The 25,790-nt window shown below is 43.8% G+C and carries 23 protein-coding genes; 2 read left to right on the top strand and 21 right to left on the bottom strand.

Going from position 1 to position 25,790, the window contains the following annotated elements:
- Positions 1 to 7: 7 nt before the first annotated feature.
- The 15 genes from typA to DSBG_RS18390 all read right to left on the bottom strand — a co-directional run bounded on the left by typA (position 8) and on the right by DSBG_RS18390 (position 18,684).
- Positions 8 to 1,831 (bottom strand): translational GTPase TypA, encoded by a 1,824-nt coding sequence (typA, locus tag DSBG_RS18325; RefSeq protein ID WP_068965949.1) that lies wholly within the window; start codon positions 1,829 to 1,831, stop codon positions 8 to 10.
- A gap of 241 nt (positions 1,832 to 2,072) precedes the next feature.
- Positions 2,073 to 2,327: an RNA chaperone Hfq gene (gene hfq / locus DSBG_RS18330; protein ID WP_068965951.1), complete on the bottom strand. Its 255-nt coding sequence runs from the start codon at positions 2,325 to 2,327 to the stop codon at positions 2,073 to 2,075.
- A gap of 35 nt (positions 2,328 to 2,362) precedes the next feature.
- On the bottom strand, positions 2,363 to 3,304 hold the full coding sequence (gene miaA, locus DSBG_RS18335) for a tRNA (adenosine(37)-N6)-dimethylallyltransferase MiaA (protein WP_068965952.1): 942 nt from the start codon (positions 3,302 to 3,304) through the stop codon (positions 2,363 to 2,365).
- A gap of 14 nt (positions 3,305 to 3,318) precedes the next feature.
- A complete protein-coding gene (locus DSBG_RS18340; RefSeq protein WP_068965954.1) occupies positions 3,319 to 4,119 on the bottom strand; it encodes a class I SAM-dependent methyltransferase in 801 nt (266 codons plus the stop codon).
- A 70-nt stretch (positions 4,120 to 4,189) separates the two neighbouring features.
- The gene (gene mutL / locus DSBG_RS18345; protein ID WP_068965956.1) at positions 4,190 to 6,193 is read right to left on the bottom strand and encodes a DNA mismatch repair endonuclease MutL; all 2,004 of its coding nucleotides are present in this window, start codon (positions 6,191 to 6,193) and stop codon (positions 4,190 to 4,192) included.
- On the bottom strand, positions 6,190 to 7,530 hold the full coding sequence (locus tag DSBG_RS18350) for a histone deacetylase family protein (RefSeq protein ID WP_068965958.1): 1,341 nt from the start codon (positions 7,528 to 7,530) through the stop codon (positions 6,190 to 6,192). Before DSBG_RS18350 ends, mutL begins: the two co-directional genes overlap by 4 nt.
- Complete coding sequence (locus tag DSBG_RS18355) at positions 7,527 to 9,194, bottom strand: hydantoinase/oxoprolinase family protein (protein ID WP_068965960.1); 1,668 nt, start codon at positions 9,192 to 9,194, stop codon at positions 7,527 to 7,529. The genes DSBG_RS18350 and DSBG_RS18355 overlap by 4 nt, the downstream gene beginning before the upstream one ends.
- A 21-nt stretch (positions 9,195 to 9,215) precedes the next feature.
- Entirely contained in the window at positions 9,216 to 11,768 is a 2,553-nt protein-coding gene (gene mutS / locus DSBG_RS18360) for a DNA mismatch repair protein MutS (protein WP_068965962.1), read from the bottom strand.
- Positions 11,769 to 11,883: 115 nt separating this feature from the next.
- Positions 11,884 to 12,309, bottom strand: a complete 426-nt coding sequence (locus DSBG_RS18365; protein ID WP_068965964.1) for a YlbF/YmcA family competence regulator — start codon at positions 12,307 to 12,309, stop codon at positions 11,884 to 11,886.
- A gap of 75 nt (positions 12,310 to 12,384) precedes the next feature.
- Complete coding sequence (gene miaB / locus DSBG_RS18370; RefSeq protein WP_068965986.1) at positions 12,385 to 13,707, bottom strand: tRNA (N6-isopentenyl adenosine(37)-C2)-methylthiotransferase MiaB; 1,323 nt, start codon at positions 13,705 to 13,707, stop codon at positions 12,385 to 12,387.
- Between the two features lie 148 nt (positions 13,708 to 13,855).
- Complete coding sequence (gene ytvI / locus DSBG_RS18375) at positions 13,856 to 14,905, bottom strand: sporulation integral membrane protein YtvI (RefSeq protein ID WP_068965966.1); 1,050 nt, start codon at positions 14,903 to 14,905, stop codon at positions 13,856 to 13,858.
- A complete protein-coding gene (locus tag DSBG_RS18380) occupies positions 14,905 to 16,152 on the bottom strand; it encodes a D-alanyl-D-alanine carboxypeptidase family protein (RefSeq protein WP_068965968.1) in 1,248 nt (415 codons plus the stop codon). The genes ytvI and DSBG_RS18380 overlap by 1 nt, the downstream gene beginning before the upstream one ends.
- A gap of 271 nt (positions 16,153 to 16,423) precedes the next feature.
- On the bottom strand, positions 16,424 to 16,552 hold the full coding sequence (locus tag DSBG_RS24110) for a hypothetical protein (RefSeq protein WP_009616780.1): 129 nt from the start codon (positions 16,550 to 16,552) through the stop codon (positions 16,424 to 16,426).
- 117 nt (positions 16,553 to 16,669) lie between these two features.
- A complete protein-coding gene (locus tag DSBG_RS18385) occupies positions 16,670 to 17,086 on the bottom strand; it encodes an acyl-CoA thioesterase (protein ID WP_068965971.1) in 417 nt (138 codons plus the stop codon).
- A gap of 113 nt (positions 17,087 to 17,199) precedes the next feature.
- Positions 17,200 to 18,684, bottom strand: a complete 1,485-nt coding sequence (locus DSBG_RS18390; RefSeq protein ID WP_083236961.1) for a peptidoglycan DD-metalloendopeptidase family protein — start codon at positions 18,682 to 18,684, stop codon at positions 17,200 to 17,202.
- Between the two features lie 163 nt (positions 18,685 to 18,847).
- Here DSBG_RS18390 and DSBG_RS18395 point away from each other — a divergent pair, with 163 nt between their 5' ends.
- Complete coding sequence (locus tag DSBG_RS18395; protein WP_068965973.1) at positions 18,848 to 19,042, top strand: DUF896 domain-containing protein; 195 nt, start codon at positions 18,848 to 18,850, stop codon at positions 19,040 to 19,042.
- 24 nt (positions 19,043 to 19,066) lie between these two features.
- Here DSBG_RS18395 and DSBG_RS18400 read toward each other — a convergent pair whose 3' ends face one another.
- The gene (locus tag DSBG_RS18400) at positions 19,067 to 19,744 is read right to left on the bottom strand and encodes an MBL fold metallo-hydrolase (RefSeq protein ID WP_242877742.1); all 678 of its coding nucleotides are present in this window, start codon (positions 19,742 to 19,744) and stop codon (positions 19,067 to 19,069) included.
- Positions 19,745 to 19,920: 176 nt separating this feature from the next.
- Here DSBG_RS18400 and DSBG_RS18405 point away from each other — a divergent pair, with 176 nt between their 5' ends.
- On the top strand, positions 19,921 to 20,208 hold the full coding sequence (locus DSBG_RS18405; RefSeq protein WP_068965977.1) for a hypothetical protein: 288 nt from the start codon (positions 19,921 to 19,923) through the stop codon (positions 20,206 to 20,208).
- Positions 20,209 to 20,415: 207 nt separating this feature from the next.
- Here the strand turns inward: DSBG_RS18405 and DSBG_RS18410 are convergent, their stop codons facing one another.
- The 5 genes from DSBG_RS18410 to DSBG_RS18430 form a co-directional block, all read right to left on the bottom strand.
- Positions 20,416 to 21,165, bottom strand: coding sequence for a DeoR/GlpR family DNA-binding transcription regulator (locus tag DSBG_RS18410; protein ID WP_068965978.1), 750 nt, complete (start codon positions 21,163 to 21,165; stop codon positions 20,416 to 20,418).
- Between the two features lie 20 nt (positions 21,166 to 21,185).
- On the bottom strand, positions 21,186 to 22,919 hold the full coding sequence (pyk, locus tag DSBG_RS18415) for a pyruvate kinase (protein WP_068965980.1): 1,734 nt from the start codon (positions 22,917 to 22,919) through the stop codon (positions 21,186 to 21,188).
- Positions 22,920 to 22,940: 21 nt separating this feature from the next.
- A complete protein-coding gene (gene gap / locus DSBG_RS18420; RefSeq protein WP_009615623.1) occupies positions 22,941 to 23,951 on the bottom strand; it encodes a type I glyceraldehyde-3-phosphate dehydrogenase in 1,011 nt (336 codons plus the stop codon).
- Between the two features lie 281 nt (positions 23,952 to 24,232).
- Entirely contained in the window at positions 24,233 to 25,411 is a 1,179-nt protein-coding gene (locus DSBG_RS18425) for an acetyl-CoA C-acetyltransferase (RefSeq protein WP_068965982.1), read from the bottom strand.
- Between the two features lie 160 nt (positions 25,412 to 25,571).
- Positions 25,572 to 25,790, bottom strand: a 219-nt coding sequence (locus tag DSBG_RS18430) for an acyl-CoA dehydrogenase family protein (protein ID WP_282434231.1), incomplete at its 5' end; no start/stop codon positions are given.

Genomic DNA, 25,790 nt, shown 5'->3' on the forward strand with positions numbered 1-25,790 from the left:
TTTTTTATTATTTCCCGGTTAAACTTTTTGCATAACGCACCCGAGATTGGTGGTCTAAAAATTTCTTACGGAGACGGACACTCTTAGGTGTAATTTCGACCAACTCGTCATCGTTAATAAATTCTAACGATTGCTCTAAGGAGAATTCTCTGGGTTTGTCAAGGCGTAACGCCTCGTCAGCTGAACTGGTACGCATGTTGGTGAGTTGTTTTTTCTTACAAACGTTTACTTCAATATCTTGCTCACGCTTATTCTCTCCAACTATCATACCCGCATATACATGAAGGCCAGGATCTACAAACAAATTACCTCGTTCTTGAGCAGAATAAAGGCCGTAAGCATTGGTTTCTCCCTCTTCAAAAGCAATGAGCGCACCGCGATTTCGTCCCGGGATATCGCCTTTGTAGGGTTCATAACCGAGGAACACATGACTCATCATTCCTTCACCCCGTGTCTCGGATAAGAAGTCGCCACGAAAACCGATGAGTCCCCGAGCTGGGATTTTGAATTCTATGCGAAGTTGAGTCGCTGAAAGGCTTGTCATATTGGCCATTTCCGCTTTACGTTTTCCGAGAAGCTCCATGATGGATCCCAGGGCACTCTCGTGAAGATCACAGATTAAGAACTCGATTGGTTCGCATTTAACGCCGTCGATCATTTTATAGATTACTTCAGGTTTAGAAACTTGAAGTTCATATCCTTCCCGACGCATATTTTCAATCAGAATAGAAAGGTGAAGCTCACCCCTACCAGATACCTGAAAACAATCAGCCGAGTCTGTTTCTGCTACCCTGAGGCTAACATTTGTCTCGACTTCTTTAAATAGACGCTCGCGCAACTTCCGAGAAGTTACAAAATGTCCTTCTCTGCCAGCAAAAGGACTGTTATTAACCATAAAATTCATGGACAAAGTGGGTTCATCAACCTCAATGGTTGGTAAGGCTTCAGGACTTAAAGCACAGGCAACGGTTTCTCCGATATTCGCACTGGTTAATCCCGTGAGCGCAACAATTTCGCCGGCCGATGCTTCAGGAACATCTTGCCGTTTCAGTCCATCAAAAATCATAACTTTTCCAACTTTAACTCGTTCAAAGCTCTCATCCCGCTTGATTAAAGTTACATTTTCGTTTTGATGAACTGTTCCTCGGACAATTCGACCAACCACAATCTTGCCAACATAATCATCATAGTCCAGGGTGGTCACGAGCATCTGAAACGGAGCTTCGAGATCGACAACCGGAGCAGGAATATTCTCCAAAATGACAGAGAATAAGGGCTCTAAAGAATCTTCAAGGGCATCCGACACGAGTCCTGCAATTCCAGCCCGTGCAGATGCGTAGACGACAGGGAAATCCAACTGATGGTCTTCCGCACCGAGCTCAATAAAGAGATCTAAGACTTCATCGACAACTTCGGCTGGGCGAGCATCTGGTCGGTCAATTTTATTGATTACGACAATAGGAACAAGCTTAAGTTCTAAGGCTTTCCTTAATACAAAACGAGTTTGAGGCATTGGACCTTCAAACGAATCCACAATCAGGAGTACTCCATTGACCATCTGTAAGACACGCTCGACCTCACCACCGAAGTCAGCATGCCCAGGCGTATCAATAATGTTGATCTTCGTTCCTTGCCAGTTAACGGATGTGTTTTTCGATAGAATGGTAATTCCACGTTCACGCTCTAAATCATTGGAATCCATGACGCGTTCAATCACTTGTTGGTTAGCTCGGAAGGTTCCACTCTGTTTCAACATGGCATCAACAAGGGTGGTTTTCCCATGATCTACGTGAGCGATAATTGCAATGTTTCTTAAATTTCGAGTTTCCATAGTTTTGGTTGAGTTCCTTTCTTTCACTAAGATAAAAGCATATGGATTAAAGATATCATAGTTAGGTATCGAATTCAAGCAAAAGAACTAAGTCCGGTACCACACCGAACTTAGTCCTTAGTTCTTCAATGCTTACGTGCCTATTCGTATTTCTCCAGTTGTCGGATAACAGAGGCCAGCAGAGATCAGAAAAGGAATACAACGCTCTGACACATCCGGCTTCTGACCTCTGACTTCAGAGTTAAGTATTTGTATTTGATTCTCCTGCACTCGCAGCAGCTAAGTTAATCGGACGAATCGGCATTACTGTGGAAATGGCATGTTTATAAACCATTTGTTGTCTTCCTTCAAACTCGATAACAACCGTAAAATTATCAAATCCCCTGATAAGTCCCTTAAGTTGAAACCCGTTAACCAAATAAATGGTCACAGGCAGGTTTTCCTTGCGCACCTGATTTAAAAAGGTATCTTGTAAATTGATGGTCGATTTATTCATATATTTACCTCCATCACCTTATATTTCTTCGTAACCTATTCTACACGAGTTTGCTTAGCACTGCAAGTCTGGACGATAGACTTAAGAATATCGTTCAATTTGGTTTCTATATCGTACCAAGTGATCCGCGGATCACGACGAAACCAAGTCAATTGGCGTTTGGCAAAATGCCGAGTATCCCTTTGCAGTAACCGCAGCATTTCGGGTTGTGTGGCTAACCCTTTTAAATACCAAAGTGCATGACGATAACCAATACTTTGTAACGGTTTTAACGTCGGGGCATAACCCATGTTTAATAGCTTCAAGGTTTCTTCGATTAAACCCTGAGAAAGCATTGCCACGCAGCGTTGATTGATTCGTTCGTAGATCAGGTCACGTGAAGCCGTTAACCCAATATAAACGATGGATGAGTCAAGGGGTTGGTATTCGTCGTCTCGAAATTGACGTTGGCTGGATAGGGTTTTACCAGTTAATTCAAATACTTCAAGGGCCCGAATAATCCGCAAAACATTGTTGGGATGAAGTTGATCGGCTGTCTCAGGGTCACGTTCTTTGAGGACTTCATGGAGTTTTAAGTTCCCAAATGAATCAGCAAACTCCTTCCATTTGGAACGAATTTCTTCAGAGCCTAGTTCGGAGAAATCATAGGGATCGAGCAAAGAACGAATATAAAGACCGGTGCCGCCAACGACAATCGGAACATGTCCCCGACCCCTAATCTCTTCAATTAGGGAGTTCGCTAACAACTTGAACTGGGCGGCGGTAAATGGCTCTGAGGGATCTAAATAATCAATAAGGTGATGTGGGACAAGCTGGAGTTCTGCAACGGATGGCTTAGCCGAACCAATATCGAGTTTCTGATACACTTGGACGGAATCTCCAGAAATAATTTCGCCTCCGATTTCCTGGGCCAGAGCTATGCCCAGTGAGGTCTTACCGACTCCCGTCGGGCCGATAATTATTACCAATGGATACACTAAACCACCCCCCATTAAACTAAAATAATGCCATAATCTACAGGACTATAACGCCCTCCGCGTAGGATCTCAAACCCGAGACGTTCAAACTCTGAACTGTTTTTTCGTTCTTTGAGCACAACCCGGCGCCGAGCAATCCGGCAAGCTTCGCGAACAGCTTCCTGATCAAGCGGTCTATGATCTGACCAGTTATGTAAGGGCTGGATTGAGTCCGATTGTTTACGTGTCTGGCGAAACATAGGATCAAAATAAACAACATCGACGGAGTTAGAGGAGATGCGGCTGAGTAACTCACGGTGTTCTCCCCACCGAACTTCAATTTGCCTGGAAGCTTGGGCCATAGCAGTCCAAGCGTTCTGCTTATCCTCACTTTTGTCGACTGGTACGATCTCCTTAAAATGGTTTAGGCCATCTTGAATCATGGCTGCTAAGATTGGAGATTGTTCGATTGCCAAGACGCTTCCCTTAGCGCCGACAGCCCATGCTCCAATCAAGGCATCGGTTCCTAAACCAAGTGTAGCATCGATTAAAGAGTCCCCCGTCTTTAATTGAGTTGCTTCGAGATAACGGTCAGATTCACCACGCAGGAGATTAATTAGGCGAATGAGGGCCATACTTGGATGAAACGATAGTTGTTCTGTCCCCTGTGTTAAGAAAACACCACGACGTGAAATTGTCAGCTCAGGCATTTCTTCTTTTTCACTCCGGGTGAGTAACCAGTTACATCCCGGTTGTTGACAAAACCAACGGAGTCTCTCTTGGAGTTCCAAGTCAAAGTGCGTTGTTTTTATAAAGATTGGGATTTCATTAACCATGGAGCCCCCCTCCACTCTGCTCTCTATAAATATTATGCCCATGTCCAGCTGTGCACAAACTTCCAGCCAATTAGGTGCGGTAAAAGCGTCTTTCTAATTCCAAGCGAGTCATTTTAACCATCGTGGGGCGTCCATGTGGACAAGTATACGGATTATCCGTTTTGCCAAGCTGGGCAATCAATTGTTCCATTTCAAGCAAGGAAAGTGAATCCTGAGCTTTGATCGATTCCTTGCAAGCTAACATATGAATCCATTCTTCTAACAGCTTGTCAAAACTAGGTGTCGAATTTTTTTGCAACACTTCTTCAATAAACTGGCGAAGCATTTCATCCGCTGGAAACGTTCCAGTTTGCACAGGCACCCCACGCAACAAGTATGTTCGTGAGCCAAACTGTTCTAAAATAAATCCCATTTCGGTAAGGATCCATAAGTGTTCTAAAAGGGCCTGTTCCTCCTGGAGTGTAAACTCCATGGGAAGCGGAATTAGAAGGGCTTGGCTGGATTGTTCAGCTGCCTTGAACTCCGCTAACAACCGTTCATAATTAATTCGTTCGTGAGCAGCATGTTGGTCTATCATAAGTAGAATCTTGCCGTCTGTCGCTAAGATATAGGTATTGAAAAGCTGAGCTAAGGGCCAGAGATGGGAGAGAATGTCTTCAGTTTGTAATTCATCTTGGGCAGGGAGATCATCTTGGGCTAAAGCGTTGAGAAAATTGGGTTCAGCTTGGGGTTGATCAATCAGAGCGCTCTGGTCCTGGGAATTGGAGTTATTGGAGTTATTGGAGTTATTGGAGTTATTCGGAGACCTTTGTTGTGCTACACTGAATACCTGACTTTCAAGCATTCTGGACTTTCCTGGAGTGGGGTTGAAGAAGTTCGGTTGCTCAAAGGTTTGCGGTTTTATTGGCGGTTCATTATTAAGCGTCTTCACTTCGCTTGGTGCAGCAATCTCCCGAATTTGCAACGGTGTCTTGGGGTTCGCAGGAAGGTCTGACGCTACTGAGGGAGGAAAGCTTTGTAGGGGGAGGGTTGACTTAGGTTGAAACGATGGCGCAGGTCTTTTCTGGAACGAGGGTAAAGGCTTACTATTAATTAGCGTTTGATAGACTGCCTTACTGATGAAAGTGGTTAGGGCAGGCTCATTTTTAAACCGAACATCCATTTTTGTGGGATGAACATTCACATCATACTCTGAGGGTGGAACATGCAGGTGAAGCACAACAACAGGGTGCAGTTTTGCCGGGATGAGGGTGTGATACCCATCTTCAAGGGCGCGGCTCAAAAATGGCGAACGGACAATTCGGCCATTAATCATAAAAGTTTGAGCTTGTTTAGAAGAGCGTACCAAATCTGGCGGACTAATAAAGCCCTCGATCTGCCAATCTTCCTGCTGTGCATTAAGCGGAATAAGTTGTCGAGCGATAGTATGACCGAGAATTGCCCCAATGGTTTCCCGTAAATCACCGCGTCCGGACGTTTGCAAAACAACTTGATGGGGATGGGTCAGAGAAAAAGAAATATCCGGGTGTGCCAAGGCGATTCGACCGACCGTGTCGCTTATTAGACCAAATTCTGTTGGAGTAGATTTGAGAAACTTTAACCGAGCGGGCGTATTAAAAAAAAGATTGCGGACTGTCACAGAAGTCCCAACAGGGCACCCCACTTCTTTAAACTCCTCTTGCTCCCTACCGTTTAACGCCAGGCATAACCCAGCAATCTCATCTGCCGGACGTGAGGAAATTTCTATCTGAGAAACCGAGGCAATACTCGGAAGAGCTTCCCCTCTGAAACCAAGAGTTCGTAAATCATCCAGGTCTCCAATCTCCCTGATTTTACTCGTTGCATGGCGGATGACGGACAAAGGTAAATCGGATATTGCTATTCCAGATCCATCATCTCGCACCCGAATTAGCGGTACGCCATTCCCTTCGATCGTTATGTCAATATGTTTTGCTCCTGCGTCTAAAGCGTTTTCGACCAGTTCCTTGACAACAGAAACAGGCCGTTCAACGACTTCGCCAGCGGCAATCTGGTTTGCGGAGTGAGCATCAAGGATATGAATTACGGGTGTCAAAATTCCTTCAGTCCTTCTTTCCTCTGCCAAACAGATAATTTGTCATGGAGTTGGTTTTGTAATAAACCACTTGCAGTACCCTCACTCTGATGAATTAGATGATCCCACAGGTCGTAACCCGCTTGCTCACATTCTGAACAGGCCTGGAACGGGATTCGTATTAAGATCGACTTCTGGGGAAAAGGAACACGTCGGCTCTCAATATAGACAGCACCTGCACAATGACTACATTGCCGGATGTAGTCATGTCGGTCTTCTTGAAAACCTTCCGTGTCGTAATAGACGGAACGGGGACTATAAATCCAATTTCCTTTAGGGAAAAAGGCTTTGTTCTGAATTGTGAAGTTGGGTTTAAGTGTCTGCTGTTGTTTTCTAAGGCCCTCGATGTACGGTTTAAGGGTCGCTAGATTTAAAACCGGACGATCTAATTTCTGGGGTTCGCGAACATGATGGTAATCTTCTCCGGCAAGCGCCAAGAGAATAGCCAGATTGACATACGGCAGGGCTCCTTCAATGGAATACCCACCTTCGAGGACTGCTAAATCCGGTTGAAGAAGTTCAGTAATTCGTCCATACCCATCGGCAGTTAAATTCATTGAGGCTAAAGGATCTGTAAAATGATTATCTTGCCCTGCTGAATTAATAATCAGGTCAGGAGCAAAGGCCTGGATCCGCGGTAACACCCAGTTTTCTAGAACATAGTGGTACCCTTCGTCTCCTGCACCTGGCGGAAGAGGAATGTTTAAGGTTCGATCCCAAGCATTCGGCCCTCCTTTTTCATTGACAAAACCAGAACCGGGATACAAGGTGCGTCCATCTTGATGGAGTGAAATGAAAAGGACATTGGGGTCGTGATAAAAGATATCTTGAGTGCCGTCGCCGTGATGGACATCCGTATCGACAATAGCGATCTTCTTAATACCTAAATGAGCTCTCAAATGGTTTACCAGAACTGCTTCATTATTGATTGAACAAAATCCGCGATTTCCCCAAACGGTCGCTCCGGAATGATGCCCTGGGGGGCGAACAAGGACGAAACCATTGGCAATGTCCCCGCGAACCTGTGCTTCACCAAGTAAGATAGCACTTCCGGCTGCTATGAGATGGGCATCTAATGAATCGGTATGCATCCCTGGGGTTGGAAATAAAGCTTGGGCCCGTAATGCCTCTCGAATCGAGGCCAGACGCGGTGAAAACTGCTTAATTTGAGGTAAATCGAGAATGCCCTCCTCAAACAGTTGCTCCTGTGTATAGAGGAGGCGTTCTTCTCGTTCAGGATGGGAGTCGCCGAGTGACCAATCAAAGGCAGGAAAAAACAAAATTCCGGTCCGTTTCATACATGCACCCTCCCAATCACACCGGGTCGTTGATGAGCTGCCCCACGGACAATTTGACCCACCGTTTTATAACCCTGAACAATAGGAAAGAAATCAAAGGGCTCTTTTTCGATGTCCTCAGTCTGAAACTCATAGTGAGCGGCTTGTTGCTGAACAAGGCTATCCAGAAACTTGTCCACTTCTTGGTAAGGTCGCAGAGCTCCTGTCCATTTTCCCTGCTCTCCCGTCTCTTCCACACGATACCGTTTCATATAAGTGTCCAGATGAAGCGTGCAATCGAAGGTTGGACGAGCCATAGCCGCACCTAGTGCATTGGAAATTTCCGAATAGTATCCCAACTGAACAGGAGTCAGAAGTCGTTTTCCCAAAGCCTTGGAAACACCTCGAGCACCACCTCCGCTGACTAATGTGCGGAACGCCTGGTCTTCATGAGGATGGAGAACTTCCCAAACCTTGTAAGCCGGCTCTTCTTGCCACTCTCGCTTCAGAGAATCAACGGCCGCCGCGATTCGATCGACCATCGTATCAAGAATGGCTCCAGCAAGCTGATGCAGAAGCTCAGGGGTACGACGATTCGGCGGTAAAATGGAGGCTAGACCTGCCTCTGCAAGCTGCTCGTTTCCATAGTCAATAAGTCCAAGATAGCGCATTGCATCGGTTGGCGTAGGTTCGGTTCCACCTAGACAATAGGCTGGACCAACACGGTAACTTTCGAGGCTAAACCCTTGATCATTGGCACGAACAACAGAATCCCCTCCAACCGGAATTGAACGAACAGCAAGTGAACGGACAAGGGTAGCAAAAGGGCCAATTTGAGCTCCTTTTGAACCGAACAACGGGACCCCAGAAAGGATAAGACCTATATCTGTTGTTGTTCCGCCAATATCTACGATAATCGAAGAGTCAGTAGGTTCATTTTGAGTTAAAGCGGCCAGGACACTGGCAGCAGGTCCAGAATAAATAGAATCAATCGGACGAATCTTGGCCAGAGGTAAAATCCCCCCGTCCGCCTTTAAGATAAAAATGGGGGCTTTAATATTTCGAGCCGTCACGGCAGTTTGTAATTGCTGGGCAAATTGTTGATATAAGACTGAAACACCTAAATTAAGATAGGTGGTCAGACTGCGTCGATAAAAATTAGCTTGTCCCCACTCATGTCCTAAAGCAATGCGCCAGGTAGGATTAAGTTTTTTTAGATAGGCAGCTAGTTGTTGCTCATGAAGACAATTGCGATGAGAGAATTTGCCAACAATAGCAACATGGATAGGGTTCTCACCCTGCTCAGATATTTGAAGTTTCTGCCATTCGCTCTGGTCTGGGGGCTCAATTTCTCTACCCCGGAAATCCATTTCTCCAGAGAGCTCAAGGTAGCGAACCGGCCAGGGAAGCGCGTCAACGCTCATCCCCTTTCCAGAAAACAAAAGTAATTCAACAGGGGGTATTCGTTCCTGAAGAATTGCATTGGTCACAAGTGTTGTACTTACATTGATCTGATCAATTGAACTTTCATCGCTAATCTTCAACTTTTCAAAGGCTTCCAGCACGGTTTCTACAATATTTTCAGAACAGGTAGGTACTTTTGCAGTATATTGGATATAGCCATCCTGGATATATACTGCATCAGTATAAGTCCCCCCAACATCAATACCAACTTGATTAGACATCTTAACCCCCCCTTTACAAAACTACATAGTTTCTGTCGATTGAATGCGCTCACGTAAGTCAAAGAGATATTGCAGGGCTTGACGCGCAGTCATGTCTTCCAGAGGCAGTTGGTTAATTTCTTGCAACAGTGGATGGGTTTGGGGAACATCGAAGAGCGAAAATTGAGTAACCACTGCGGATGGGTCAGCCACAGCATGGACTGGCTCAGAAGATTCTAGTTCTATTAGCAACGTTTTCGCACGTTGCAGCAATTCTGGAGGAAGGCCAGCAAGACGCGCGACTTGAATGCCATAACTGCGGTCTGCTTTACCCGGCAATATTTTGTGCAAAAAAACAATGTCTTCTCCCCGTTCCTTTACACCCACATGAAGATTAAATAACCTGGGAAATTTGTCTTGAAGTTGGGTCAGCTCATGATAATGTGTGGCAAAAAGGGTTTTAGGATTGAATCCCTGAGATTGAATAAGATGCTCCGCAACAGCCCAAGCGATACTAAGTCCGTCAAACGTCGCAGTGCCCCGCCCTATTTCATCTAAAATGATCAAACTTTTACTTGTCGCATATCTTAAAATGTGAGCGACTTCTTGCATTTCCACCATAAAGGTACTTTGTCCGGCCGCTAAATCATCCGATGCACCGACTCGTGTAAAGATACGATCAACTTGAGCGATGCTGGCCTTCTTAGCTGGTACAAATGATCCGATATGGGCCATGAGGACAATTAAGGCCACTTGCCGCATATAGGTGGATTTACCTGCCATATTAGGACCTGTTATGAGAGCAAGGTGGTGGCTCTCGGACATCTGAGTATCATTAGGAACAAAGATACCAGGCTCAAGCATTTGTTCAACAACTGGGTGACGACCTTCTATAATAACAATTTCACCATTATGTTTAATCTGAGGACGTACATAGTGATTGCGAACAGCTACTTCTGCCAAGCTGACAAAAACATCGACTTCCGCTAATACTTGGGCTACTTGCAAAATCGCTTTGGTATGAGTGCGAACGTCTTCGCGTAGGGCTAAGAGAAGTTCGTATTCTAAATCTTTAAGTTTCTCCTCGGCGCCAATTATCTTTTGTTCATATTCTTTCAGTTCAGGCGTGATAAAACGTTCAGCATTAGACAGGGTCTGCTTGCGTTGATAGTCGGTCGGAATAAGGTGCGCATTAGCATGGGTAATTTCAATGAAATAACCAAAAACTTTGTTATATCCTATCTTCAAGGAACGAATCCCCGTTCGTTCACGTTCCGCATTTTCCAGTTGAGCAACCCATTCCTTGCCGCCTGAGGCAATATAGCGCAATTCATCGACTTCTTGAGAATAACCAGTTTTAATGATATTGCCATCTCGCAAAGATAACGGCGGAGTAGGATTAAGCGCACTTTGTAGTTTAGAGACAAATGAGTCCAGGCCTTCAAGAAGTGGGGCATGTATTTTTAGGGTTTCGGCAGAACTCGCTGTGAGAAGGGTCCGAATTTCAGGGAGCAGAGCTAAGGTTTGTGCCAAAGATAATAAATCCTTCGCGTTGGCAGTCCCATAAGAAACCTTCCCCATCAGACGTTCCAGGTCATATACCTCGGAAAGAAGCTTAAACAAGTCTTTACGCAGAAATGAGTCAGAGGTCAGTTCTTCAATAGCATTAAGACGCCGTTCTATTTCATCTTGCGACAGCAAGGGTTTATCAATCCAATGCTTTAAAAGTCTTCCTCCAAATGCTGTTTGGGTTAAGTCGAGAACGGATAATAGCGTTCCTCTCTTCGCAACACTTCGAAGGGATTCTGTGAGTTCTAAGTTGTGACGCGTCCACTGATCAAGAAACATCCACTGCTCAGAACGGAATGTCTTTATTTCTATAATATGAGTTGGATCAACGCCTGGTATCGTTTCCAACAAATAAGTCCACAATGCGGTGGCAGCTTGGGTTGCCACTGGAAATTCAAGAAACAAATCCTGCTGTCCAGAAAATCTATTCCGCAACTCTTGACCACCAAACGTTTTACGTTCTCGCACGCTACAGTAATAACCTACCCAGGGTTTAGGTCTTTTCATTAGTTCAGGAGGCAGTAGGAGCTCAGCAGGATTAATCCGGGACAATTCAGCAAGGAGAACCTCAAAGTCTGAAGTTTGGAAAATCGAAAATTCACCCGTGGATAAATCAAGAAAAGCAAGGCCCCAGTGTTCATTATGATACACACTTGCTAAATAGTGATTGCTACGTTCAGAGACCGATTCAGTCAGGGTACCAGGCGAAACAATCCGGATAATCCCACGCTTGACAATCCCTTTAGCATTTTTAGCATCTTCTACTTGTTCACAAATGGCAACTTTATGACCAGCCTTAACAAGCTTTGCTAAGTAATTATCTAAGGCATGATAAGGGACGCCACACATGGCAATTTTCTTCCCTTCCCCTGCATCTCGTCCCGTTAAAGCTATTTGTAAAATAGGCGCTGCTAATTCAGCATCTTCCCCAAACATTTCATAAAAATCGCCTAACCGATAAAAAAGAATAGCGTCCGGTGCTTTTGCTTTAATTCCTTGATATTGTCGCATCATCGGGGTGGTCATACCTTAATTCTCCCCTTCAAGAATTCGTTCTACGCGGTTTTCTATATACCTAAAAGGGAAGAGCTAGAGATTTAGCCCTTCCCTTTTTTAACTTTTTCTTGAGCTTCGCCTGTTGTTAGCGACCTCCGCAACCACAGCCGCCGCTGCCGCATCCACTAACGTCACATCCGCCGCTATTACAGCCATCATCTCCACAAGAACAACCATCTGAGCCAGCAATCGCTCCAGCTAGAATGGAATTAACCGTATCCAACATCTCCGTGAAATTGTCTTGCGCTTTCATATAAGCAGCAATGGCAGCATTTGCCTCAACTTTGGTTTCGATCTCGTCAACCAGTTTTTTATCAGCTTCAGAAGGCTCACTGTTTTCTTGTTGACTCTTCATAAACCTCTCTTGAGCTTTCTGTAATTCTGCAATCAATTGTTGGGCTGTCAGATCAGCAGCCATTACATCTTCTGTGCTGCGTAGTTCAGCAAGCTCTGTGCTTCGGGCAATGGCATCAGCTAAGAGCCCGGCTTTTTCTGTAATTTCATTCGTCATTATCGACACCTCCGGTTATTACATTCTACATAGAACTCTTTAATTCCTGCTTAAATTCAAAGGAAACGGATTCTTTTAAGGTCTTTCGATATCTCCAACTAGGGTCCATGATCCTGCTTCAACAATCCGTACGTTAACCAAAGACCCAATAATTTCGGGATTACCATTAAAGACGACGAGTTCGTTGCCACGGGTTCGTCCGGTTAAACGCTGGGGATTCGTTTTACTGGGGCCTTCAACAAGAACCTCATACGTTTTTCCGATCATCTGCTGCCGCCATTCCAGGCTTTTCTGGTTTTGCTCACTCATCAACCTCTGTAAACGTCGTTTTTTGACGTCGAGCGGAATCTGATCTTCCATATTGGCGGCAAGCGTTCCTGAGCGTTTCGAATACATAAAGGTGAAGGCTTGACTATAGTGGACCGAGTCCATCATAGCCAAAGTTTGTTCGAAATCTTCTTCCGTCTCTCCCGGAAATCCAACAATAATATCCGTGGTTAAACTTGCCTGCGGAAGAAGCCTGCGAATTTTTTCTACGCGACTTAAATAGTATTCCCTCGTATATTTCCGATTCATGCGTTCTAAAATAAAATTACTACCCGATTGAATAGGGAGATGAAAGTGCTCGCAAAGTTTCTCTCCCTGAGCGACAGTTTCTATTAACTTGTCGGATAAATCTTTGGGATGAGAAGTGATATAGCGTATTCGTAAGAGGTGCGGGATTTGATCCACATCACGGAGTAGATCCGCAAAGTCATAGGCTGGAGAAAACTCCTTACCATAGGAGTTCACATTTTGTCCTAATAATGTGACTTCGCGACAGCCATTAGCGACGAGATAGTTTATCTCTTGGATAATTTCCTCAGGATTGCGACTCCTTTCCCTACCTCGTACGTGGGGGACAATGCAATATGAACAGAAATTATCACACCCGTACATGATATTAACATTCGCTTGCAACTTACCTTTCTCGGCGAGCGGGGTAGATTCTATGGCTATTTTCGGTTCTTGCCATACTTCTGCCACTTTTCCTCCCTGCTCTGCTCGCTCCAACAGAACCGAAAAATCGTGCAGATTATGGGTCCCTGCCCAGATGTCCACATGGGGAGCTCGTTTCTGCAACCGTTCTAAAGCGCCCGGTTGTTGAACCATACATCCGCTAATGGCAATCTTCAAGTTAGGATTTTTTTCTTTAAGCTTCTTCAGCTCACCGATTTTCCCCAGTATTTTATTTTCTGCACTTTCTCTTACGCAACAAGTATTAACAATCACCAGGTCTGCGGTTTGAAGATCATCTGAACTTGTATAGCCAAGTTGCCTTGTGATCTCTGTCAATGTTCCGGCATCACGTTCAGACATCTGACAACCATAGGCTAAGGTTACAACCTTTTTACCCATTTCCAAGAAAAGTCAACTCCTAAATTGTCTCCTTAATCCTTATGAATCCCATTATAAGATAAACCACACTGAAAAGCCAAACGTACGCCTGGTAAGTCTCAACTTCTGAGTGGCTTTCGTTTAGAAATCTAAACTTAGCTATTTAGCTTTAAAGATTACGGAATACTCCGGCTTTTCGTAAAGCCTGGTAAGCAATAAGAATAAAAGGGCCTAAGACCAACCCGATTATTCCAGTAGATTCTAAACCAATGTACATGCTCATCAGAACGAAGAGCGGATCTAGTCCAACATTGTCACCCAGAATCTTAGGTTCAATAACGTGTCTCAGAATCGTAATCAGAGTTGTCAATAGTAAGAGCTCGATAGCCAATAGACTATGTCCACTTATGAAAGCTAATATTGACCAAGGCACAAGAATAATACCCACTCCTAAGACAGGGAGTATGCCGAAGATTCCTGTGATAAGTCCTAAAACAATCGCATATCTGGCGTGAATAATCATTAATCCAGCGATGGAAAGAAACATTGTAATCAGAAACACAATAAATTCAGCTCGGATAAAACCAGCAAAAGCGCGGGAAAAATCCCGGCCTAATTCACTAAGATGTTCCCGCCATTCTAGTGGAAAGATCAGCGAAAATTCGCTGAGATAGCGCTTAGAGCCACTGGACATAAAAAAAGTAGCAACGACAGCAATAACAATAACAATAACCATCTCAGGGATTTTGGCCGCAAACGATAATATGTAGGCTAAGAGAGAGGGAATCGTGTTAACAAATTCTTTCACAGTATTATTGATCGTTTCCATATTATTTCCGGGTAATTTTAAGTAATAAATTTCTACTTTGGCCAGCCAATGAGCAATGAAGCGTTGCAACCATTCATTGTAATTGGGCCAATGAATGTAAATATCCTGGATTTCTCGAATGAGTCGAATAAACAGGAGAACAATAATAACACCTATTCCACCAATTTCGACAATCATGGAAGTAATAACAGCGACCCCCTGGGGAAGGTTAATCTTTCGGATAAGAAAATTTCTGAGGGGATTAATTGTTGCTGTCATGATAAACGCCAGGATAAAGGGCAAGAACAAATTGATAAAATGCCCGACAAGGAAGATGAGCCCACCTACCACAACCCAGAAAGAAATGAACTTTAAACTGCGACTTAGGAATGTTCTAGTTACGTGATTCACTAATTGGACTCCCTTCTTCTAGCAAGCCGTGCATGTCTTCGACGAAGTCGATCTACGTGTAACTTAAAGGCCAGGGCGAAAGACAAAGCAACTCCTATGAGCATTAGTCCTGCAATCCGAAGTAAATAATATGAAATTCCTTTATTAGGTGTTAGGGGTCGAATCGTCATTGAAGATTTTAAAGGCAGCGTATCTAAAAGTGCGTTCCCATCCCAAACCTCGACATGAGCTAGAACTTGGCCCTCTTCCACTGAAACAAGTGGACTTGTATAACTTGGGATGACATGCAAACTTAAGCTTGAATTCTGTTGGTCATGTTTTTGGATAGTATAAATTGGACGATCAAGAATCAAATCAACGGGTTCATTATTCACCATAATTGTTGAGAGCACTGCACCAGAAGGCTTGTACACAGTTTCTTCAAATTGAGTAAAGCCATATTCAAACATATCCTCCATATCTGTGTAAATTTCACGGCCTGGAGATTTAAGGATAACGCCTACGAATTGGCGTCCATCCTTCGTCACTGACGCAACAAGACAGTTCTGGGCTGCAGCCGTATAGCCTGTTTTAATGCCATCAACATCAGAGTCACTCCAGAGCAACTTGTTTTCATTTACCATCCGCGTTGGAAGATTAGTTTTTGGTCTAGGAATAACCTGTGTTTTAGTACGGACATACTGGGCAAATAAGGGATTTTGATACGCAACACGGGCGATAAGTGCCAGATCATGAGCTGTCGTAACGTGCCCTTTCTCCGTTAGACCACTCGGATTAATAAAATGGGTCTGGGTAGCCCCTATTTCAAGGGCCCGTTGGTTCATCATATCGACAAAATGCGATAAGTCGCCGCCGATATGCTCAGCAATAGCCACTGCGGCATCGTTCGCAGAGTTTAAAAACATAGCATAAAGCATGTCTTTCAACAACATCTGCTCTCCCGGCGCAAGGTAAATTTGGGTACCATAAACAATCTTGTTATTCAGCATTGTAGAACTTACTGTGACAATGTCATTCAAGTCCCCATGTTCAATCGCTAAAAGTCCTGTCATAATTTTTGTGGTACTTGCAGGAGCCAGGGGCTCGTCTGGGTTTTTCGTAAAGATGGTTTGCCCGGATTTTACATCTATTAAATAGGCAGCTTCACCACGTACTTGAGGCTTTGAGCCTGTTGGAGCAGCAGATGTTGTGGGGGTCATACTAAATAACAAAGAAATTACGAGGAAAAAGGCAGTTATGAATTTCAAATAAGTGCAACCTCCTAATTCAATAGTGCATCCTTGTCCAAGACCTGAGCATCATTATAACAAGCCCCATGGGAAATTCCAAGTAATCGACCCTGCGGATTCAAAAAAGCTTTGCTGGATGAAAAAAACTTATAGCTAAAATAATATTCGAGAAAAGCTTAAATTATCCTGCAAAATGAATCGCAAAAATAAATGCCTATCGATTTTCGATAGGCATTTCGATATTTATAAATCCTAAACCTGGAAACTGATTCTAGGCAACGATAGTTCATTAAAATGCTAGTTTCTGGACGATTGCATGTTTCCCAAGAGCTGTGGCAGCCATCAGTGTTGAAAGTTCTTGCTTCATTACGAGCCGATAATTAACTTCCTCACCTTCGATCCACGTTACTAGAAACATAAAATCCCTTCTCTCTTTTGTATTATGTATACATAATACCATGAGCCTTGCTGTAATGCAATAGATATATTGAAATATATATGCTGCCATAAATATTTCGTAGGAACAAGAGTTAGACTAGGTTTGTTTTTTAAGAATTGGTTCTAAACGTGGCCATATCTCATACTTCCGAACATCCGCAGGACGACCCTCTTTGTTTATAAACACATGAACTGTCTTACCTTCCGCCAGTAAGATTTCTTCACGATAAACGCGGTAAGAAAACTTTGCTGCTCGCGATGAAATCTGATCCATTTCAGTAATAATAACCAGTTCATCATCATACCTTGCAGGTTTACGGTAACGGCAACTGGCCTCGATGACGGCCAAACCTAAACCTTGTTCCTCAAATTGCGTATAAGGGAGGTTCAATTCCCGAAAAAGTTCTGATCTTCCAACCTCAAACCAAACAAGATAATTGGCATGATAAACAATTCCCATTTGATCCGTTTCAGAATAACGAACACGCAGACTTGTTTTTGAAGACAATACCATAACGCTCCCACCTTCAGATTTCAGATTTTACTTTTTAGGAACTTCCAGAAAGTATGGAACTAAAAGTTATACTTTCTGACTAGTATAAAAGAAAGCGCCACCGGCGCTTTCTTTTAACGAAGATAGTTTAGAGGATTCGTCGTATCACCATTGCGAATTATTTCGAAATGTAGATGAGGGCCTGTCGCATTCCCGGTTGAACCAACTAATCCTATGGTCTGTCCTTTGCTCACATGTTGGCCAACAGAAACCAAAAGTCGTGAGGAATGCCCATAACGTGTCATCACTCCGTTTCCATGGTCAATGAGGATCATGTTACCGTATCCTCCACTCCATCCTGCTGCAACAATCGTTCCCGATGCAGCTGCGGAATAGGGTTCACCTGTATCACCGCTGATATCTATGCCAGTATGGAAGCCGCCTCCCCTTGATCCGTAATAAGAAGTAATTGACCCACTCAGAGGCCAAGAAATTCCAGAGATACTCCCAGATCCTCTGGACGTAGAGTATGCCACAGTAACTGGAGAGCGACTGGGTCCTTTGGCAACGACTTGGGAAACGGGTTGCTTAGTCACTTTCTCGTCGATAACTTCCTTTGTTATGTACTCCCCATTTTTTTGAACATAGCTGTAAGTGACAAGTTTTGATCCATCACTACCTTTTTCTTTAACCTCTGTTTCTCCATTATCAAGGCTTGTATCCGTCTTCGTAATTACATCAAATGCCACAATTTCTGTACTGGATAAGATCCCTTTGCTCAGAACAGTCATGTAAGGACTAGAAGAAACGAGCTTGATCTGCTGCCCTGGCTGAATCGGACTATCTTCTGTCATTCCGGGGTTACCGTCTAAGACTTCTTTTGTTTTCATATCGTTTTTGCGAGCAATCAGCCACCAAGAGTCATTCTCCTGAGCTGTGTATTCCGTTGTTGTTATTTTTCCATCTTTTAACTCTTTTAAAACTTGATCAGGTAATTTAACCTGATCAGGTTGAGCTTCAATGGGTTTCGTCGCAATCGATTCGCTAAACTCAACTGACGTCACTTGGTTGTTGTCACTTGGCTTGGTATAAAACTCCTGATATGTTTTAAGTAGTTTGGATATATCCTCTTGGTTTGGTAAGATAGCTACTTGTGTTCCTGCAATCTCTAAAGCGTACCCGTCAACATAAGATGTCAGCTTTTTTTGCAGTTTATTTTCAGTTGACATTTCACCTAAAAGGGCTGACTTATTAACACGAGTTGTTTTATACTCAATTTGATCATGGGTTTTAACCGCCTTACCGATCGCCTGTCCACGTTCTGTCAGAATATCGTCGACCAGATGTTGACCTGTCTCTACACTTTCAACTAAACCAACTGTCTGACCATTAAGGACAAGATAGGCAGCAGAAGCTGTACCACTTAGATATACGGTTGAACCGCCGATGACCAAAATAAAGGTTATCGTGCTAACGATAACTTTAGGAGATTTCCAAGTTATATGAAACTTTGCACTCCATGGTTTCAAGTCCACAAGGAACGCTTTGGTGCGATTGTTTAAATCAGTTAAATCTCCTCTAATTAAAGCATATAACTTTCTCAGATTATAGTTTTTCATCCTAACCCCCATTCGTCTTTTAGACGTTTTAGGTTTATTATAGCATTGATTCATATGTATAGGGACAAATCTGTCATTTTTTTTACTAATATGCTATAATGAGTGGCAAAAAAATACAACCAGTACAATTTGTAGACAGGTTGGATGAAAGGATGATCGTGTCTTGAGCACTTCACCCATTAATGTAATTGTCGCGCGCATTAACGAGCTATCGAAGAAGCAAAAGTCTATAGGCTTAGAAGAATGGGAGCGTGCAGAACAAGAGGCATTGCGCCAAGAGTATTTGTCTTTTATTCGCGGACAAGTCATCGATACCTTGAGTAGCGTTCAAATTACAGAGGACCCTCCGGTACAATAAATTGTTGGGAAAGGCTACCCCTTATTATCTTTTGTGTGATTTCTGAAGGCTGTCAAGCCAATGGCTCGATGCAGGCGTTGCCGGACCGTGCCCAGGTAAAATCCAGCGTAGGGGACGCTCAAGCACTTTTTGAGCAGATTTCTTCAATTCAATGCCATCCCATGTAACATAACTTGGCGCAAAGCGAATCTCCCCGCCCTGAAAGAGGTCGCCCACAATCGCGATGCCATTACGATACAGTGAAATATGGCCTGGAGTATGACCGGGCGTGTGGATGATTTCCCAATCTTCAAAGAATTCTCCACCAACCCAAGGACGCAGCTCAGTTGGGGGAATCAACTTTCCGTAAATCGGTCGAATGGCCCACGGCAACCAACGTTTGATACCGGGACGGCTTTTTTGACCGAGGATATAAGGAATTTCGAGAAGATGCGAATAGACGGGACATTTTGCAAGCTTTTGCATTGCCATAACGCTGCCAACATGATCGACATCATAGTGTGTAAGCACAATGCTTTCGAGAGCAGAGGGCTCCATTCCGATAGCGTTTAGATAGTTACATATCCGATGTTCTTGACCAGGCAATCCGGTATCGACCAAGAATATGTGAGCACCGGTGACAAGGTAAATGTTGGCTCCCTTTACCCCTTCGATCATATGTATGCCGTCAGTAACTAACACTAGGATTTTCCTCCATCCCATTGCAAAGTGCTGTCTGTTCTTTCCATTATGGTTAGAACAGACAGCACTTTTACTGTCTTTCTCTTAATTTATTTTGTTCGACAATAAAACAGAAATACCTGTATTTGTTTTGACCAATAGGCAAATAATATTAGAAGAAATTCATATCATTATTTAGTTTAAGGAGGAGGATATTTTTGCCGGAACGCATTATGAAATACGGAGGAGTTAAATTCCGAAATCTTGTACCCCCTGTAAAAATAAATCGCTTTGTCAACCGTTTGCCTCGTAGTAAACGAGAATCTCTCTTCGAAATTGCGAGTGAACTTCAAAAAGCGGGATTAGTCGATGTCTTAAATGGTCGTGCCCATAGTACCCTTGACAAGGATACTATAGATGATCAAATGACTAATACAGGAAGTTTCAATCACGACCTTGAAGGGTTAAAAAGAAACACTCAAGACAGCTTAACACTTCCTAAATAAAGAGTATATTTAGGAACATTAAGGGGATGTGTGAAAACTCAGTCTCCAAAATTTCAAGTGGTTACAACAATCAATAAGCGTCCTCATTTCACTATTAAAGTGGAGTGAGGACGCTTGTGTTTTGATGATATAGAAGCAAAAGTGGGGATGTGAAAAATATAGTAACAAGTTTGCCCCTTTTATTTGTCCGCTTAGAGAGTTTGTCAGTTACGCAAGTAGAACTTCGACACCCTTCAGCTCAAGTTCTTCCTGAATGGATGCCGAGAGTCCAGAGTCAGTCACAAGTATGTGGACACTATCCCAAAGGGCAAAGGTATGAAAGCTAACGTGCCCAATCTTAGCGCTATGGGCAACAAGAATAACCACATTAGCTACATTGAGCATAGCTTGTTTAACTTCAGATTCTAACATATTAGCCGTAGACAATCCGCGTTCAATGTTTACCCCTGTGGCACCCAGGAACAACTTGTCGGCATTGAAGCCATGGAAAGCGGCTCGTGTCATTGGCCCGACCAGGGCGAAAGTTCCGCTTCGAACTTCTCCCCCGGTCATCAATAAGGTAATTCCTTCTCGATTACCAAGAACACTGGCAATAGGCAAAGAATTAGTAATCACGTTACATTTTGTGTTCAGAGCTTGCGCAACTGCCAAGGTTGTAGTCCCAGCATCTAAAATAATGGAATCCCCTTCTGAGATCAAAGTTGCCGCCAATTGACCGATTCTTGCCTTTTCCCGTTCAGCCTCTCCCATTTTCATCATTAGTAACGTATCCATGGGTACAGGAGGGTAAATCGCTCGTCCATGTTCCCGTTGAATTAAACCCAACGCGGCAAGATTCTTGAGATCTCGACGGATTGTCATTTCAGATACTTTAAACCGCTGCGCTAATTCAATTACGGTTAAGTTTCTATGTTCTTGGAGTAAGAAATGAATCTCATCCTGCCTTTCAGAACTCACGATCTCCCTCCTTTACTACTTTAGAGAATACTGACTGAACCCTCATACATCACGCCGCCCAAAGCATCAACCGTCAATGTTTGACCATTAGTGATCTTAGAAAAGGCCTCAGGCGCACCGACAATCGCCGGAATTCCATATTGCAAAGCGGCAATGGCTGCATGGGATGTCAAACCGCCCTCTTCGACGACTACTGCTCCAGCTCGGGCAATAAGGGGCACGAATCTCGCATCGGTTGCCTCGGCAATCAAAATATCACCATCATTAAAAACGTCCTTCTCTGGTAAATGGACTTTGCGTGCGCAACCCGAATAGGACTTTCGTCCAATTCCCATCCCTTTGGCCAAGATATTTCCCATGATTTGAACTTTAATCATATTCGTTGAGCCTACCCTGCCAATCGGGACACCTGCTGTGATGACCACCACATCTCCAGCATGGATATAGTTTTTAGTTAAGGACGTGTTTACAGCAACGGATAACATTTGGTCAGTTCCTGAACTTTCCGGGACTACAAGAGGTTGAATACCCCATTGCAAGGATAATTTCCTTGCTGTCGTAGCAAACGGTGTTGCAGCTACGATCAAAGCACACGGTCGATACTTGGAGATCATACGCGAAGTCAAGCCCGAATGCGTAGGCGTAATAATAGCAGCAGCTTCAAGATCTTTAGCTATTGTATAGCTTGCAAAGCTGATAGCCTCTGCAACATTACGTTGCGGATGGCGGTTAGCTTGATTAACCATGGAGGTCTGTTCTGTTCTTTTGGCTATTTTATCCATCATGACAACCGCTTCTACTGGAAATAGACCTGCAGCCGTTTCTCCCGACAACATAATGGCATCCGTACCATCCATAATGGCGTTGGCAACATCACTGGCTTCTGCTCGGGTAGGCCGAGGTTGGCGGATCATCGAGTCCAACATCTGAGTTGCGACAATGACTGGTTTGCCCAATAAATTGCACTTCCGAATCATGTCCTTCTGATTGATCGGAACTTCTTCTACCGGAATTTCCACCCCCAGATCGCCACGTGCTACCATCAGTCCATCAGCGACATCCAGGATTGCGTCTAAGTTTGTCAGACCTTCTTGGCTTTCAATCTTGGCAATAATGTGAACATCGGCTCCCATTTCTTCAATAACCTTGCGTACAGCCAGAACATCTAAGGCCTTACGGGTAAAGGAAGCGGCGATAAAATCAATGCCTTGAGAAATACCAAATCGAATATCGTCAATATCTTTTTCTGTGACAGCCGGTAAGTCAATGAGCGCGCCAGGAACATTAACCCCTTTTTGCGATTTAAGAACTCCACCATTTCGAACAATGGTTCGAATAATTTCGCTGTCCACAGAGATTACTTCTAAATCAATTTGACCATCATCGATGAGAATATGGGTACCTAGGCTCACTTGTTTCCATAAATCAGCATAAGTGATTCCAACCCGTTGTTGATCTCCCATTCCCAGATCTGTGTCCAAAGTGAATTCAGAACCATTTTCAAGCATAATACCTGCTCCGGGAACCATTCCCGTACGCACTTCCGGCCCTTTGGTGTCCAGAAGAATTCCTAAATGCTTGCCGATTCTAGCAGCTTCCTCGTTCAAAACAGCAATTCTACGACCATGTTCCTCATGGGTTCCGTGTGAAAAATTTAAGCGAGCTACATCCATACCCGCAGCTAGAAGAGCTTGAACCTTTTCCTTGGACTCACTTGCCGGGCCAATCGTACAGACAATTTTAGTCCTTCTCATGGTACATCTCCTCTCCTAAACCTACAATCCTTTCGAAACAATAAGCTTCAGTAAATCCAAAATACGGTTGGAATAGCCCCATTCATTATCGTACCATGCCAAGATTTTAACCATGCGATCTCCCATCATCATGGTCGACAAAGCATCGACTATAGAACTGGCAGGGTTACCATTAAAGTCGTGGGAAACTAAGGGTAACTCGCAATACTCGAGAATCCCTTTTAGTTTACCGTCTGCCGCTTGGCGGAGAGTGGCATTTACTTCTTCTTTTGATGTTGGTTTGGTTAAATTAGCAACAAAATCAACCAATGAAACATTCGGTGTTGGAACTCGGACAGCTAATCCATTCATTTTGCCTTCTAATTCAGGTATGACAAGAGTGACCGCTTTAGCTGCACCCGTAGTCGTAGGAATCATGGATTGATATGCGGCTCTTGATCGACGCCAATCTGAATGTTCCAAGTCCAGAATACGTTGGTCATTGGTTACTGAATGAGTCGTTGTCATCATCCCTTGTTCAATCCCAAAGGCATCGAGTAATACTTTAGCGACAGGAGCAAGACAATTTGTAGTGCAAGAAGCGTTGGAAATAACATGGTGTTTCAGAGGATCATATTTGTCATCGTTAACTCCCATTACAATCGTGATATCTTCATTTTTAGCCGGAGCGGAGATGACAACTTTCTTGGCGCCTGCAGTCAGATGTTGTGCTGCTGCGTCACGCTTCGTAAAGCGTCCGGTTGACTCGATTACGATATCTACTCCGAGTTTACTCCAAGGTAAATCCAGAGGATTTCTTTCAGCTAGAATTTCAATGCGTTTGCCATCAATAATCATCGTACGGCCATCAATTTCTACTGAGTTAGGGAGAATCCCGTGTACAGAATCATACTTGAACAAATGCGCTAATAAATCAGGGCTTCCCAAATCATTGATGGCAACTACTTCAAAGGGAAGGGATTGCGTTAGTGCGGCACGTAGTGTAAGTCGACCAATTCTACCAAAACCATTAATTGCTACTTTTAAACTCATTTTAGGTAACCTCCTCTTAATAATCCGGCAATTATAACCGGACACACATTAAATAATGCTCATGATAAACATTATTCTGTGCAAATAAACAAATTCCTGCTTATAAAATGTTTGCTCACACAAAAATTATCATGTTTGTCCGTTTTATTGTTCCCGATAATGAAGAAAAACTTGCAAAGGATTGCTTTGCAAGTTTTAGATCAGATCAATTATTATATTGTGAGCTACCCTTTAAATTTTAACTGTTTCAGAACTGATCAGGCCTCTCAAGAGCTATAAATTTAACGTTCTACAATCAGGGCAATACCCTGTCCGCCGCCAATACATAGCGTAGCCAACCCGCGATGGGCATTCCTGCGTTTCATTTCGTGGAGCAAGGTCACCAGAATACGTGTTCCAGAAGCTCCAACGGGATGACCAATGGCAATTGCTCCACCGTTCACATTCGTTTTCTCCATATTAAGTTGCAATTCTTTAGCAACCCTTAATGTTTGTGAAGCAAATGCTTCGTTAGCTTCCACGAGATCGATATCTTCAATTTTAAGGCCAGCTTTCTCTAAAGCTTTACGGCTAGCCGGGATAGGGCCAGTGCCCATGATTCGTGGATCTACGCCAGCTGAGGCCCATGAAGTAATAGTTGCCAGAGGAGTTAGTCCTAGTTCTTCAGCTTTCTCTTTCGCCATGACGACGACAGCAGCAGCTCCGTCATTAATTCCTGAAGCATTGGCGGCAGTAACCGTTCCATCCTTTTTGAACGCGCCTCTTAGTTTAGTAAGGCCTTCATAGGTTGCGCCAAAACGTGGGAATTCGTCTTGAGAGAAAACGATAGGGTCTCCTTTGCGTTGGGGAATGGAAACAGGTACGATTTCCTCGTCATATTTACCAGCTTTGATAGCGGCTTCAGCACGATTTTGACTGGACACCGCATACTTATCTTGTTCCTCGCGGGAAATACCAAACTGCTCGGCAATATTTTCAGCCGTTATGCCCATATGAATGTTGTCGAAGGCATCTGTTAAGGCATCGTTAATCATGGAATCGATAAGAGTGCCATTGCCCATCTTATATCCCGTACGGGCTTTGGGCAGAACATGAGGGGCTAAGGACATGCTCTCCATCCCACCCGCTACGATAATGTCGGCGTCCCCTGCGATGATGGCTTGAGCAGCACATACGATGGATTTAATTCCAGATCCGCATACTTTATTAACCGTCCAGGAAGGAACTTCCTGAGGAATACCAGCTTTGATAGCCGCTTGACGGGCGGAATTCTGCCCTAAGCCTGCTTGTATTACGTTACCTAAGATAACCTCATCGACCTGATCCGGAGTAATTCCTGCTCTGATCATAGCCTCCTTGATGGCAATTGCACCTAACTCGACTGCTGGAATTTGCCCTAATGTACCGCAAAAAGTGCCAACCGGCGTACGCACTGCACTTACAATAACAACGTCTCTCATTGATAAACACATCCTTTAAGTAATTTCCACTATTCCATGACCAAGAGAGTATACCACCTCTTTAGTCTGGGGTAAATGATGGGACTTATTTAGCAAAGCGCCTTGGAAAGGCGCTTCGCTAAGAAGTAACTATCTATATTAATTTGCTGGTGTCGCTGGGTTATTTAAGGATATTGGCTGCGATAACTACGCGTTGAATCTCATTAGTTCCTTCATAAATTTGGGTGATTTTGGCGTCACGCATCATCCGTTCAACCGGATACTCACGCGTATATCCATAACCACCGAAGAGTTGAACCGCCATAGTGGTTACATCCATAGCCGTGTCGGAAGCAAAACATTTAGCCATAGCAGAAAATTTACTAACCGGTTGAGTATG

This window comes from Desulfosporosinus cupriresistens, assembly GCF_001707885.1.
In the GTDB taxonomy this organism is placed as follows: Bacteria; Bacillota; Desulfitobacteriia; order Desulfitobacteriales; family Desulfitobacteriaceae; genus Desulfosporosinus.

Excerpts from the sequence above, each read along its gene's own strand:
- typA (WP_068965949.1), bottom strand. The coding sequence starts at position 1,831 with ATGGAAACTCGAAATTTAAGAAACATTGCAATTATCGCTCACGTAGAT.
- hfq (WP_068965951.1), bottom strand. The coding sequence starts at position 2,327 with ATGAATAAATCGACCATCAATTTACAAGATACCTTTTTAAATCAGGTG.
- DSBG_RS18340 (WP_068965954.1), bottom strand. The coding sequence starts at position 4,119 with ATGGTTAATGAAATCCCAATCTTTATAAAAACAACGCACTTTGACTTG.
- DSBG_RS18350 (WP_068965958.1), bottom strand. The coding sequence starts at position 7,530 with ATGAAACGGACCGGAATTTTGTTTTTTCCTGCCTTTGATTGGTCACTC.
- DSBG_RS18355 (WP_068965960.1), bottom strand. The coding sequence starts at position 9,194 with ATGTCTAATCAAGTTGGTATTGATGTTGGGGGGACTTATACTGATGCA.
- mutS (WP_068965962.1), bottom strand. The coding sequence starts at position 11,768 with ATGACCACCCCGATGATGCGACAATATCAAGGAATTAAAGCAAAAGCA.
- DSBG_RS18365 (WP_068965964.1), bottom strand. The coding sequence starts at position 12,309 with ATGACGAATGAAATTACAGAAAAAGCCGGGCTCTTAGCTGATGCCATT.
- miaB (WP_068965986.1), bottom strand. The coding sequence starts at position 13,707 with ATGGGTAAAAAGGTTGTAACCTTAGCCTATGGTTGTCAGATGTCTGAA.
- DSBG_RS24110 (WP_009616780.1), bottom strand. The coding sequence starts at position 16,552 with ATGTTTCTAGTAACGTGGATCGAAGGTGAGGAAGTTAATTATCGGCTC.
- DSBG_RS18385 (WP_068965971.1), bottom strand. The coding sequence starts at position 17,086 with ATGGTATTGTCTTCAAAAACAAGTCTGCGTGTTCGTTATTCTGAAACG.
- DSBG_RS18390 (WP_083236961.1), bottom strand. The coding sequence starts at position 18,684 with ATGAAAAACTATAATCTGAGAAAGTTATATGCTTTAATTAGAGGAGAT.
- DSBG_RS18400 (WP_242877742.1), bottom strand. The coding sequence starts at position 19,744 with ATGGGATGGAGGAAAATCCTAGTGTTAGTTACTGACGGCATACATATG.
- pyk (WP_068965980.1), bottom strand. The coding sequence starts at position 22,919 with ATGAGAAGGACTAAAATTGTCTGTACGATTGGCCCGGCAAGTGAGTCC.
- gap (WP_009615623.1), bottom strand. The coding sequence starts at position 23,951 with ATGAGTTTAAAAGTAGCAATTAATGGTTTTGGTAGAATTGGTCGACTT.
- DSBG_RS18425 (WP_068965982.1), bottom strand. The coding sequence starts at position 25,411 with ATGAGAGACGTTGTTATTGTAAGTGCAGTGCGTACGCCGGTTGGCACT.